The organism is Bifidobacterium scaligerum, assembly GCF_002802865.1.
Lineage (GTDB): Bacteria > Actinomycetota > Actinomycetes > Actinomycetales > Bifidobacteriaceae > Bifidobacterium > Bifidobacterium scaligerum.
The window spans coordinates 114,725-127,116 of the sequence record NZ_PGLQ01000001.1 but is presented as its reverse complement, the minus strand read 5'-3'; the positions used below and the strand labels follow the sequence as shown (position 1 = coordinate 127,116).

The 12,392-nt window shown below is 57.4% G+C and carries 10 protein-coding genes; all 10 read right to left on the bottom strand.

The genetic code is table 11. The features are described 5' to 3' along the window. Positions 1-255: 255 nt before the first annotated feature. The 10 genes from typA to CUU80_RS00455 all read right to left on the bottom strand — a co-directional run bounded on the left by typA (position 256) and on the right by CUU80_RS00455 (position 12,392). The gene (gene typA, locus CUU80_RS00500) at positions 256-2,181 is read right to left on the bottom strand and encodes a translational GTPase TypA (RefSeq protein WP_100495412.1); all 1,926 of its coding nucleotides are present in this window, start codon (positions 2,179-2,181) and stop codon (positions 256-258) included. 240 nt (positions 2,182-2,421) lie between these two features. Beyond that, complete coding sequence (locus tag CUU80_RS00495) at positions 2,422-3,537, bottom strand: glycosyltransferase (protein ID WP_165775766.1); 1,116 nt, start codon at positions 3,535-3,537, stop codon at positions 2,422-2,424. Between the two features lie 86 nt (positions 3,538-3,623). Further along, positions 3,624-5,189, bottom strand: coding sequence for an oligosaccharide flippase family protein (locus CUU80_RS00490; RefSeq protein ID WP_100495410.1), 1,566 nt, complete (start codon positions 5,187-5,189; stop codon positions 3,624-3,626). Then, complete coding sequence (locus tag CUU80_RS00485) at positions 5,186-6,319, bottom strand: glycosyltransferase (protein WP_100495409.1); 1,134 nt, start codon at positions 6,317-6,319, stop codon at positions 5,186-5,188. The genes CUU80_RS00490 and CUU80_RS00485 overlap by 4 nt, the downstream gene beginning before the upstream one ends. Beyond that, on the bottom strand, positions 6,316-7,512 hold the full coding sequence (locus CUU80_RS00480) for a glycosyltransferase (RefSeq protein WP_100495408.1): 1,197 nt from the start codon (positions 7,510-7,512) through the stop codon (positions 6,316-6,318). Before CUU80_RS00480 ends, CUU80_RS00485 begins: the two co-directional genes overlap by 4 nt. 3 nt (positions 7,513-7,515) lie before the next feature. Then, complete coding sequence (locus tag CUU80_RS00475) at positions 7,516-8,628, bottom strand: glycosyltransferase family 2 protein (protein WP_100495407.1); 1,113 nt, start codon at positions 8,626-8,628, stop codon at positions 7,516-7,518. Then, positions 8,625-9,626 carry a DUF6625 family protein gene (locus CUU80_RS00470; protein ID WP_100495406.1) on the bottom strand — a complete coding sequence of 334 codons (1,002 nt, stop codon included), beginning with the start codon at positions 9,624-9,626 and terminating at the stop codon, positions 8,625-8,627. Before CUU80_RS00470 ends, CUU80_RS00475 begins: the two co-directional genes overlap by 4 nt. Next, positions 9,623-10,702, bottom strand: coding sequence for a glycosyltransferase family 2 protein (locus CUU80_RS00465; protein ID WP_100495405.1), 1,080 nt, complete (start codon positions 10,700-10,702; stop codon positions 9,623-9,625). The genes CUU80_RS00470 and CUU80_RS00465 overlap by 4 nt, the downstream gene beginning before the upstream one ends. 5 nt (positions 10,703-10,707) lie before the next feature. Then, on the bottom strand, positions 10,708-11,877 hold the full coding sequence (locus tag CUU80_RS00460) for a glycosyltransferase family 4 protein (RefSeq protein ID WP_243388575.1): 1,170 nt from the start codon (positions 11,875-11,877) through the stop codon (positions 10,708-10,710). Further along, a complete protein-coding gene (locus CUU80_RS00455) occupies positions 11,874-12,392 on the bottom strand; it encodes a serine O-acetyltransferase (protein WP_165775765.1) in 519 nt (172 codons plus the stop codon). Before CUU80_RS00455 ends, CUU80_RS00460 begins: the two co-directional genes overlap by 4 nt.

Genomic DNA, 12,392 nt, shown 5'->3' with positions numbered 1-12,392 from the left:
CATGTATCAGACTACTTGGTCTGGTTATTCTGCTGAGCCGTTAAATGGGAAGTCCAGTGGACTTTCCATAGGCGAAGTGAGCGGGCACACCAAATAAGTGCCCGCGAAGGTCGTCAGAATAATCAGAACTACTTGTTCTGATTATTCTGACGATGCCGAGGCGTTAAACGAACAGTCCAGTGGACTGTTCGTAGCCGAGGTGAGCGGATGCCATCACAGGGCATCCGCGAAGGCAGCGTCGTCAGAACAATCAAACTACTTAGTTTGATTGTTCTGACGACGCTGCTTGGCGCGCCACTTGTACCAATCCTCGCGGCCGAGGATGATCTTGCGCACGCGGATGGACTCCGGGGTCACTTCCACGCACTCGTCCTCGTTGGCGAAGTCCAGAGACTCCTCAAGGCTCATCTTGATCGGCGGGGTGAGGGTTTCCAGCACGTCGGCGGTGGAGGAACGCATGTTGGTCATGTGCTTGGCCAGCGTGATGTTCACATCCAGCTCGTCGGGCTTGTTGTTCACACCCACGACCTGACCCTCGTAGACCGGAGATTGCGGCTCGACGAAGAAGTTGCCACGAGCCTGCAGACGCTGCATGGCGTACGGGGTGGCCACACCCTTACGGTCGGAAACCATGGAACCGTTCTGGCGGATGGTGATCTCGCCGGCCCACGGCGCGTAGCCCGCGGAGATGGAGGAGGAGATGCCGGTGCCGCGCGTTGCGGACAGCAGTGCGGTACGGAAGCCGATCAGACCACGGGACGGCACGGTGAACTGCAGACGAACCCAGCCGGAGCCGTGGTTGGTCATGCCGTCCATACGGCCCTTGCGGTCGGCCATGAGCTGGGTGACGGTACCCATATACTCTTCCGGCACGTCGATGGTGGTGTTTTCCATCGGCTCGTTGATCACGCCATCGATCTTCTTGGTGACCACCTGCGGACGACCAACGGTCAGCTCGTAGCCTTCACGACGCATCTGCTCGGCGAGCACGGCCAAAGCCAGCTCACCACGGCCCTGAACCTCCCAGGCATCCGGGCGATCGGTGGGCAGCACCTTGATGGACACGTTACCGATGAGCTCGCGATCGAGACGATCCTTGATCATACGGGCGGTGAGCTTGTGGTCCTTGCCCTCGGTGCCGGCCAACGGGGAGTCGTTGACGCCGAAGGTCATGGAGATGGCCGGATCGTCCACGTGGATGAGCGGCAGCGGCTTCGGGTCGTTCGGATCGACGATGGTCTCACCGATCATGATGTCGTTGACGCCGGCAACGGCCACGATATCGCCGGGGCCTGCGGAAGCGACCGGGATACGCTCAAGGCCCTGGGTACGCAACAACTCGGAGACACGGAAGTTCTCCAGAGAGCCGTCCACACGGGACAGGCCGTAGGTCTTGCCCTTCTCCAAAGTGCCGTTGTAGATACGGACCAGGCCGAGACGGCCGAGGAAGTCAGAGGAATCGATGTTGGCCACGTGAGCCTGCAGCGGAGCGCCTTCCTCGTATTCCGGAGCCGGAATGTTGGAAATGATGGCCTCAAACAGCGGCTCAAGGTTGTCGTTGTCCGGCAGGCCTCCGTCGGCAGGCTGGTTCACGGAAGCGTAACCGGCCTTGGCGGCGCAGTAGATAACCGGCATTTCAAGCAGCTGGTCAAGGTTCAGATCGATGCCCTCGTGCTGCACGTCGTCGGCCAGACCGAGCAGCAGGTCGGAGGTCTCCCCTACGACCTCGGAGATACGGGCATCCGGACGGTCCACCTTGTTCACGCACAGGATAACCGGCAGCTTGGCTTCCAGAGCCTTGCGCAGCACGAAACGAGTCTGCGGCAGCGGGCCTTCGGAGGCGTCCACCAGCAGGACGACGCCATCGACCATGGAGATACCGCGCTCCACCTCGCCGCCGAAGTCAGCGTGGCCGGGGGTATCGATGATGTTGAGGGTGATGCCTTCCGGATGACCATACTTGGCGGCCAGCGGGCCGGTGTATTCCACGGCCGTATTCTTGGCCAGGATGGTGATGCCCTTCTCGCGCTCCAGATCGTTGGAGTCCATTACACGGTCCGGCACTTCCTCACGCTCGTTGAACACGTGGGACTGCTGGAGCATCGCGTTCACCAGCGTGGTCTTGCCGTGATCGACGTGTGCCACAATAGCCACATTTCGAATATCACCACGAACCGCCATCGAAACCTCTCTTAATATCGATTGTCGTTGCTTGCGTAATTCTTCAGTACGTGTATTTGGTTCTACCTGCATTCACACACAAACCGGCACAAGCATACCCACACGTTGCGACGGACGCTCACCGCCCACATTGATCGATCAGGGCTGCCTTTTGCAGTCCATCTACGTTGGCAGCGTACGAGTTGCAGCCACCTGTCGTCTCCCGTCGCGTGCATCAAGCACCAATATGCCGCCGCTCCTTCACTCCAGTCCCAAAAACTCAAACAACGGCGACTCGTCCTGCGCATCCGTCCAATCCAACGCCGCGAGGTTTTCCGCTATGCGTCGCCGTTCCTCGGGATGGCCTGCCAGACGAATAATCACGTCGGCTAGCACCGTCGCGTCGGGTGGCCGAATGAATCCCGTCTGGCCGTCCACAACCTGTTCTCGGAACGCCGGAATATCAGTGACGACCACGGGCACACCGAGGATTTTCGCCTCCTGAACCGCCAATCCGAATCCTTCGTGTCCAGAGGTCTGTACGTAGACGTCGGCCTGCGCCATAGAGGGGTAAGGGTTGTCTATCGCTCCACGCAGCACGAACCGTCCGCTCAAGTTCATCCGATCGATGAGATTCTGCAAGGCGCCTCGGTCAGGTCCTTCGCCGAATACCTCCCACACGAATTCCAGACCACGATCACGCAATGCAGCGGCGACCTGCATGCTCAGTTCAAGATTCTTCTCCGGCACCAGTCTGCACACCGTCACCAGGCGAAACGCCGTCGGAACCTCTTCTTGCAGCAATACGGGAGCTTCCATCCGAGCCTGACGACGGATTGCATCGGCATCGACCGGGTTGAGGAGCACACGGGTTCGATCGGCAAGTTGCGGATACCGTTGCGCGACCGCGGCCTGAACCGCATGAGACACGCAGAAGATGCGATCGTAGCGCACCAGGTACGGGTATCCGAGCGCCAGCCGTTTCAGGTTTTCGTCATGCACCCACGTAGCGCGAACAGGCGCATTGAGATGGGTGCCGATGACGGTCTCGATGAAACCGTACCCTTCAAAATCCAGCACCGCATCGAACCGTTCCTCAGAAATTCCGGTCAGATGCCGTTCGGCGTATTCGTACGCCCAGTAATGACGTTTCCCGCTCAGCAGATGCAATGTCTTACGAATTGCGCGCATCCACCACTTCGGCCGCTCATCTGCCGCAAGCAACGTGCCGAGGAAACGGCCCCACATATTATCCGCACTCACATAGGCCACCGTCACACCGTCTGGCAGCAGATCTCGCATTACGGCCACATTCGCCTTCGTCACGAACACGATGTCGAATCCTTGGCGACTCAGCAGTGACAACGTACGAGACATGGCTTTTTCCGTACCACCTCGCGTGTCATGATGGCCACATACGGCAATGCGCCTGCCAGCCGCCGACATTGTTCCTCTGTCCATCTTCACCGTCTACCGTTCCTTCCCTCGCCGAGTCCGGATGCCATGAATCCACGCGCCAGTCTCCACAGCATCACCCGTTCCGCACGGTTCAGCACCACGAATACACAAGGCACGCACGCCACGGCCGTGCATCCCAATGCCAATGCCACCAGCACGGTCCAGCTGCGCGCGGGGACGACCATATGACACAGAGCAGTCACCGCCAACATGACGGGCAGCACCGCCAGCCCCCTTATCATGGCGGCAAACATGTCTCTTATGGAAGTCCCCATGCATCGTGCCGTATATATCGGCAACGCCACCATGTTCTTGGCGCAATCAAGCACAGCCGCGATGATTATGATTGCCCAAATACCCCAATCGCCCCATATCAGCATCGGTATCACCACACTGATGTTGAGTACGCCACATGCCAAGAACATCAACGACGGAACCTTCACTTTGTTCATCGCCGTATATACGTTGCTTATAGGACGTGCGCACCCGGAAATCAGCATCGCCAACAACGAGACCACGCTCATCGTCTGCAACCATCCGGCGTCTTCTCCGGGGGCCCATAGGCGGAAGAAGTCCGTGCCGTACACAATGAGAAATCCGCAAGGCAGCGACAACACCAATCCCATAAATCGAATGGAACGAGCCAGCGAACGGGCCATGTCATCCCGCCTGTCCTGAGCGTACAAACGGAGCACACGCGGAGCGAATACCGAGGAGAGCATCGAAGCCACGTTCGTCATGAACTGCGGCATGGTTTTGGCGATGGAGTATTGCCCAGCCACCAGCGCGCCCAGAAAACGGTTGGCCAGAAAGACATCCAACGCGATCAGCAGCGTATAGCTCGCCGAGTCTACCGAATTCCACACGCCGGAACTCACCAGCTCACGGACCGCGCGCATGCGGAACGACGAGCGACGCACCGTCAGCTGCGGCGTCAGTTTGCGCGTGTAGTACACGTTGGCCACGCACTGGTACAGATTGAGCGCCAGCATGGACGCGGCAACGAAGCAGAGCATCGGCTTCCACAGGCAGAACAGCAGCAACAGCACACCGACGCGCAACACATTGCCTTCAATATTGCGCACCGCGTTGCGGTCGAGCCGATCGCTGATGTAATACACTGCACCATACACGGACGTGACCAGCGAGAATTCCGTGCCGATGGCGCAGAACAGGAATGTCAGGCGCACGTCCTCTACCAGATTCGGCGGAATATTCATCACGATTTGCGGGAACATGACGATCAACGCATACGGCACGGCGAATGCGATGGCGAGCACTATATCAGCGATCATCACCGAACTGAAGTATTCGTTGGCCTTCATGTAGTCGCCGCGATTGTAGGCGACTCCGATGAATCGTCCGGCCATCGCGTTCAACGCACTGGTGAGGATTCCGGCATAGCCGATGAGGTTGTTCACCAGCGGGATGAAGCCGTAGGCCTCCGCGCCGAGCATGGCGATGATATATGGCGTGAGCAGGAAATTCACGCCGAGCTGCACGAGGAACGCGACGATCGTCGCCGTCATGCCGACGACCAGGCGACGGCGTTCGTCGGCCCGCTCATTCATGATCGCCCTCCTTCGGTCAGATAGATCTCCTGCAGCATCGCCGCAGTGGCACGCATGTCGAAACCGGCCGCAGCCACACGCGACGCATACGACGCACGATCCACCCGCCGGGCGACGCCTTCACGCAGCGCCCGCGCCCACACCCGCGCATCATCCGACAGCGAACGATATTGCAGCAGATCAGTGATCGCAGCCTGATCGGTCACCGCCTCACGCGACGCCACACACGTCAGCCCCGCACACTGCGCCTCAACCAACACGAACGGCAGACCCTCAAGCGTGGACGGCAGAACAAATCCATCCATCGCCTGATACAACTCATGCATATCCGAACGTCCCCCGCCAAGCATCAGTACGGAGCTGTCAGTCAAGCCCAACGCCACTATCCTGCGGCGCAACTCCTCTTCCAACTCGCCTAGCCCGATGACGACGAACACGCTTCCCGGCTCCATCCTGCGATAGGCGGCGAACACGTCCAGAGCGAAGAGTGGGTTCTTACGGCTGTTCAAATGCCCGCAGAACCCGATGACGTGTGCATCGTCCGGTATGCCGAGCCGGGCCCGGACCATATGCCGCACCATCTCATCGAAGCGAAAGAGACCGGTGTCGATGCCGTTGCTCACCCACGTATACGGTTCGTTCGGGAACAGGTACGCCGCATTGTCCGAACAAACAAAGTATCTGGTCGGATACCGATGCACCTGTCGTTCGACCAATCGGGCACGCCAGCCCCGGTGCTGATTCTCGAAGAAACCGTCACCCTCATGCGAATGCAGAATGCGCAGGTTCACGCCGCTTCTCGCGGCCACCGTCAGCGGATACACATAGGGAAAACAGACGTTCATATGCACGCCGCCGATCTCCGGATGGTCGGCGAACAGCCTCCGCAGCTCCGTCTCAGCACGCCATGGAGCGCGACGAAACGGGTAGATGGAGCGGAATATTCGCCCTCCCATGTCGCGGACTTCCTCCTCGTATGCCATGGGTGGCATGTCATAGGGGATCAGAAAGTCGAACTGCACCAGATCACGGTCGATCTGCCGATACAGATTCATGATGAACCGCTCGACGCCGCCGCGCACCCCTGTCATCCCCTGCTGGAGGATATGCATCGGCTCGCTACGAGTCATGATCGCCCTCCTTCGGTCAGGTAGATCTCCTGCAGCATTGCCGCAGTGGCACGCATGTCGAAACCGGCCGCTGCCACACGCGACGCATACGACGCACGATCCACCCGCCGGGCGACGCCCTCATGCAACACGCGCGCCCACGTCCGCGCGTCATCAGACAGCGAACAGAACCGCACCAAATCGGTGATCGCAGCCTGATCCGTCACCGCCTCACGAGACGCCACGCACGGCAACCCGGCACACTGCGCCTCAACCAGCACCATGGGGAGCCCTTCGTACAGCGAAGTCAGCAGGAATCCGTCCATCATCTGATACAGACAGTTGACGTCATCTCGATTACCGCCCATGAACACTACCGATCGTTCCGGCAGCGCCAATTCGCGCACTCGCTGCTTCAGCCTATCGAACAGGTCGCCGCAACCGATCATCATCAACACACTATCCGGCTGCATCTTGTGATACTGCGTGAACACCTCCAGCGCCAGCAAAGGATTCTTGCGACCGGTCAGATATCCGCAGAACCCCAAGACGTGTGTGCTTTCACCGATGCCATATTCACGCCGATACCGTTGCCTGGCATCCGATGAGAATCCGAACCGCTCGATATCGATGCCGTTTTTCACCCACAGATACGGTTTCCCGGGGAACATGTATCGCGCAGCACTGTCCGAACATGCCAGATATCGAGTGGGGCACCGATCAATCTGTCTGCGGGCGATCACATCGCGCCACTCGGTGCAAAGACCTTGCAACGCTCCCAAACGCGTATTGCCTCCCGATGAATTGTGGGAATGCAGGATACGTAGTTTCACACCATGCCGTCGAGCTATCTCCAGAGGATAGGCATACAGAAAGTTCGCATGGATATGCACGCCGACTATCTCGGGATGATCAGCAAAAAATCTATCCATGTTGGCCCGCGCCTTGAACGGTGATGTGCGTTGCGAATACTGCACTCGAAAGACCCGTCCTCCCAACGCAAGAATCTCATCCTCGAACGCCAGTTCCGGCGCATCATGAGCCGCAAGAAAATCGAACTGCACCAGATTCTTGTCCATATGGCGATACAAGTCGATCATGAACTGTTCGACGCCACCATGTCCGGAATGCATCCCCCATTGCAGAATCCTGATCGGTTCTGCAAACGAGCATCGGGCGGGAGCATCATCCGTCTTATGATCATGCGGGCACATACGCTACTCACCTTTCCTTGCGGGAATGTCCCGATTCACATAACGGATCGAAAGCCACGTTCGTATGGGCAGCAATTGCACCATTCCACGCAACGCGGATCCGGCGTGAACAAACATGAGATTGCCTTTCACATACCACTCTGGAAAGTGACCCAACATCAGAATCTTCATTCTGCGAAAAAGAGGAACCTGTCTATTCAGCAGCGCCCCGCGAGCATCTCGACGTAACGCAGCCGCATATCTCCCGATCATCAATCGGGGATCCTTGCAGCACACCGCCGTGAACAATACGTCATAGCGGCAAAGCACTTTATAGAAGGCGAGAGATCCGGTATCGTCGAATCCTTCCGCTTTAAGATCCGCGATCACCAGGTCGGCAATCCTAATGGAATCCTCACGATGGTCAACACTGCCAGAAGAGGTAATCGAACCCGCACGTTGCCGGTAACGGTATAGACAGCGTCTATCCATATGCACTGTTTTCGCCCGATGGTAGGCGATAGCGTTGAAGTAATAGTCTTCACTATGCAATCCTTCAGGGAAGCGGATCGCGTGGCCACCTTGGATCAATTCGGTTCGGTACAATCTGCCCCAGGCAGCGTCCGGCAGACGTCCGCCGCCGCGCAGCAAATCAATCAGCGCACCTCTTCCGGGCATCGTTCCGGTTTCATAGCACGTGCGAAAAACAACGTGGTCATTGTTGTCATCGACGCCCATCAGTCCGCAAATCGCGATATCGATTTCATGGTCGCCCATGGCAGACAGCAGGACATCGATCATCCTCGCATCCACAACATCATCACTGTCGACGAACGTCACGTATCGTCCGTGAGCCACGGTCAATCCCGTATTGCGAGCCGCGGATAACCCTCCATTGGCCTGATGGATCACGCGGATGCGCTCATCTTTATCCGCCCATGCGTCGCATAGTTCAGGACAGGCATCATCCGATCCGTCATCCACCAGAATAATCTCCAGATTGCCATATCTCTGTTCCACGATGCTCGACACGCATTCATCGAGATACCGTTCGACCCGGTAGACCGGCACGATGACGGATACCAGATCAGCGCCCTCTTCATCTGCAGTCATCTTGCGAGACAGACTCTTGCTCATCGGTCTGCCTTTCGATGACTTAGGAGATTCATCGCCATATGCAGACGGTTCCACCAGAACCGCATGTCGGCCAAAGTCATATCGATACGGTGACGCATGCCATCGGTTCTACGCCGCCAGCGCAGAGAACGAATATTGGCTTCGGTGACCTGCTCCACCGGCATTGGTTCAAACGACCCGGGCAATATCTGGAATCTGTCCGAATCCATGTCACAATCCACACGCATCTTGCGCCGCTGGAAATGCAAATACATCAACTCCTGCTGTTCAAACACGCCAAGTCTCATGAACCATCTGCGAAGTGCGCCGCGATCCCACTCATATACGGCCCGCAAAGGCGGCTCCATCAGATACGTGTCGAGTTCCTCGTCGTACCGGGTCAGTTGAATCAGCTCATTACTGAAAGCCACGTTGCCGGAGCGGTCCCTCAGATAAATCGGGAACCCATATGTTTGGTAGATACGGTTGATGTTGGTCGACAGATAGCTTTCGTCAAACGTGAAGGAACGAGGTGATTCAAGAACCTCACGATAGAGCTCCCTGCCATCCAACGGCAGCATAAAGCGCCGGTTATTCTCCTCGGTATTGCGATACAGCGCCAGATGGCCGACTGGAAACAGCTTGTCGTAACGGTCGAGCATGTCATCGGTGATGAAACGGCTCAAGTCGCCGAAGATGAGATCGCAGTCGCAATGCCCCCAAAACTCATATCCGTCCAAATAATCGCGGAACAGATAGCCGTACATCGGCCTCACATCGCACAGTTTATACGGAGCGGAAATCTCGGGCGCGAAATCGAAGGCCTCGCACACCCGAGACTGCATATCGGAAAACGACTCATAATGGACGATCACATTAGACGGATATCGATAAGCCATTCGGTCATCGGTGAAAACCAGCCAGTCAAAATCAGCATTCGCGCCACACGAGTTCAGGAACAACTGGAAATAGTTCGGGAAACGTCCGTAATACGGCAATATGATGACACATCTATTCATGGCCGTCTGCTCTCCTGCGCCCTTACGCCGCTCATGGAACAGCTTTTGAATGTGTGACTCACAATCTTCAAACAGGCGACGGTACGCCCGTATATCGCGAGTGCGCGCCAATTGCGCGATCCCAGTACCCGGCATGCAATTCGATCGCGCACCCCTGTGCGTTCCGCCGTATGCGCGCATCGACGCACAAAGTCATCTGCAGCGATATCACGAACGAGATTCCTCCGAATTCCCTTGTCAAGGGCCTTCGGCACATACAGATCGGCGAGCATCACGCCGATTTCGTAGATGAAGCCTCTCGAAATCACGGCAACAACTTCACTCCCATAATCCTTCATCAACGCAATCATGGTCATGCAGACACGTTTCCAATTCCGGTACCGGTACTCCCCCACGCTGCGGCCAGACTGGAATCCACCACGTACCACGTAGTTGTACAACAGAAACGGCAGACATTCGACACGTTCCGCATACCGGTACAGCTGCGCTTTGAATTGACCATCTTCACCAATGCGAAGAGTCTCATCGAAACGGACTCTGCATCGCCGAACAAACGCATGTTCATACAACGTGTTCCACACGGGGACGAAATATCCGTTCCTCAGCAAACTCGCAATATGCATCGACAGCTGGTCTCTCGTATTCGTGGCCGGGAAGGCCATCCGATTCGCTCCGACTACGACGTATCCACTCACGGAGCGGCACACGTTTCTGGTGCCGCACATGACCATCTGGCAAGACGACCGATATGCCTTATGCAACAGAACCTCAATCATGTTCGGCTCGATGAGGTCATCCGAATCCACAAAGGCCAGATACTCGCCTTCGGCGGCATTCATTCCCGTATTGCGCGCGGCAGACACCCCGCCATTGGTGTTATGAATCACACGGATACGGTCATCACGAGATGCCCACTCGTCACAGATCGCAGAAGAACCATCCGTCGACCCGTCATCGACAAGAATAATCTCCAGATTGCGATATGTCTGCTTCGCAATGCTCGCCACACACTCATCCACATAGCGTTCGACGTTATAGACCGGTACGACGACACTGACCAACGGTTGCTTATTCATCCTTCTCACTCCTTGCCGCCATACGCCGCAACATCATGCAGTAACGACATCCATTGCGTAAGAATCATGGATTCATCAAAGCGTTCCGCGCCATCCTGTGCATGCTGCGAGAACTCTCGCCGCAACGCGGCGTCATTCATCAACGGCTCCATGGCGTTAGCCATTCCCGGCACCGACAGCCCCGCGATCAGGCGCCCGTTCACATTGTCCGCAACGATGTCTGACGGACCGGTCGGGCAGTCGAACGCGACGATCGGCAACCAGTGGGCCTTGGCTTCGAGCAACACCATTGGCAGTCCCTCGTAGCGCGAAGTGAGTACGAACATGTCAGCGCGGCGCATCCAACCGTCCATGTCGTCCGTCCGTCCAGCCAGAATCAGTCGTCCATCCAATCCGGTTTCAGCAATGCGCCGCTCAAGCAGCATCCGTTCCTCGCCTTCACCGAGAATCATCCACCGCCAGTCGGGGTGTTTTGGCAGCACCCGCGCGGCCACGTCCACGAGCAGATCGAAACCTTTCTGGCGGGTCAGCCGGCCGGCGCTGAGGATTAGTCGGGAACTGTCGCCGTAGACCGGTGCCGGTATGACGACTGGCATTGGATTGGCGATGGTAGTGACCGGACATCTCGGCGTGAATCGACGTTCATACAACGTACGGTCGATGCCGGTAAGTGTCACGATCGCATCGGCCCGACGAGAAGCCCAGCGTCGTGTCAGCTTGCGGTACGGCACATCGGGATTTGTCAGGCAATTGAAATGCTCCCACGAGATGACCTTGACACCAGCCAGACGTTTCACCGGCAACGCATACATGTCGAGAATGCCGTCAATGTCGATCAGCACATCGATATGCTGTTGCCGAACGAGGGTAAACAACCGCCTCACAGTAGCGAAATAACGCCATATACCATGCGCGGCAGCCGGGTAAAGCGTGAAACGCCGTATGCGGGCATCAATGGGGAAAGCAGGCGCGGCGCGTTCTTCGAACAGGCTCACGATAGAGATGCGGGTCCGGGTGCCGTGAGCGCCTTGACGGCAACAAGACGCGTCAAACGCCTCTGTCAGAGCGCCGGCGAGCCATGTGGCAACACGCTCGGTGCCGCCCGATCGGGTAATGTCGCCGGAGAAGAACGCGATATGCAGTGTACGGCGACGCGCAGCACTACGGTTGTTCATCTCAAGTCCTCCTCCCCTACCGCATATTGGTCGTCGGACTCCATTGGCGGTACAAGATGATGGCAATATCCCTCGGTGGCCCGCTCGCGCGCGATGATACGTACCGGATTGCCGAGTGCGATGCTGTGATCCGGTACATCGCGGTTGACGAAGGCATTCGGTGCGATCAGCACATCGTTGCCGATATGCACCGCACCGACAATCACCGCGTTAGCCCCCACCCACACGCGATTGCCGAGCACGGGAGCGCCACGACGTGCGCCACGGTTCTCCTGCCCGATGACGACGCCGGGACTGAGATTCACGTTGCTGCCCAGCGAAGCCTGTTCATTGACGATAATCGTTCCGCGATGCCCGAGAAACAGGCCTGTGCCGATGCGAGCGCCATAGCCTATTTGGAAACCGGTTTTGTGGGAAGCCATGAGCAGACGCAGCCGATACCAGTAATATGCCGGACCGCGCCGATGGGCTTGTGCCTTGCGCAGCAGGCAGGTGTAGCGGAATCCCCATTGCAT

Excerpts from the sequence above, each read along its gene's own strand:
- CUU80_RS00470 (WP_100495406.1), bottom strand. The coding sequence starts at position 9,626 with ATGAATAGATGTGTCATCATATTGCCGTATTACGGACGTTTCCCGAAC.
- CUU80_RS00480 (WP_100495408.1), bottom strand. The coding sequence starts at position 7,512 with ATGTGCCCGCATGATCATAAGACGGATGATGCTCCCGCCCGATGCTCG.
- CUU80_RS00475 (WP_100495407.1), bottom strand. The coding sequence starts at position 8,628 with ATGAGCAAGAGTCTGTCTCGCAAGATGACTGCAGATGAAGAGGGCGCT.
- CUU80_RS00460 (WP_243388575.1), bottom strand. The coding sequence starts at position 11,877 with ATGAACAACCGTAGTGCTGCGCGTCGCCGTACACTGCATATCGCGTTC.
- CUU80_RS00455 (WP_165775765.1), bottom strand. The coding sequence starts at position 12,392 with ATGCAATGGGGATTCCGCTACACCTGCCTGCTGCGCAAGGCACAAGCC.
- CUU80_RS00485 (WP_100495409.1), bottom strand. The coding sequence starts at position 6,319 with ATGACTCGTAGCGAGCCGATGCATATCCTCCAGCAGGGGATGACAGGG.
- CUU80_RS00465 (WP_100495405.1), bottom strand. The coding sequence starts at position 10,702 with ATGAATAAGCAACCGTTGGTCAGTGTCGTCGTACCGGTCTATAACGTC.
- typA (WP_100495412.1), bottom strand. The coding sequence starts at position 2,181 with ATGGCGGTTCGTGGTGATATTCGAAATGTGGCTATTGTGGCACACGTC.
- CUU80_RS00495 (WP_165775766.1), bottom strand. The coding sequence starts at position 3,537 with ATGTCTCGTACGTTGTCACTGCTGAGTCGCCAAGGATTCGACATCGTG.
- CUU80_RS00490 (WP_100495410.1), bottom strand. The coding sequence starts at position 5,189 with ATGAATGAGCGGGCCGACGAACGCCGTCGCCTGGTCGTCGGCATGACG.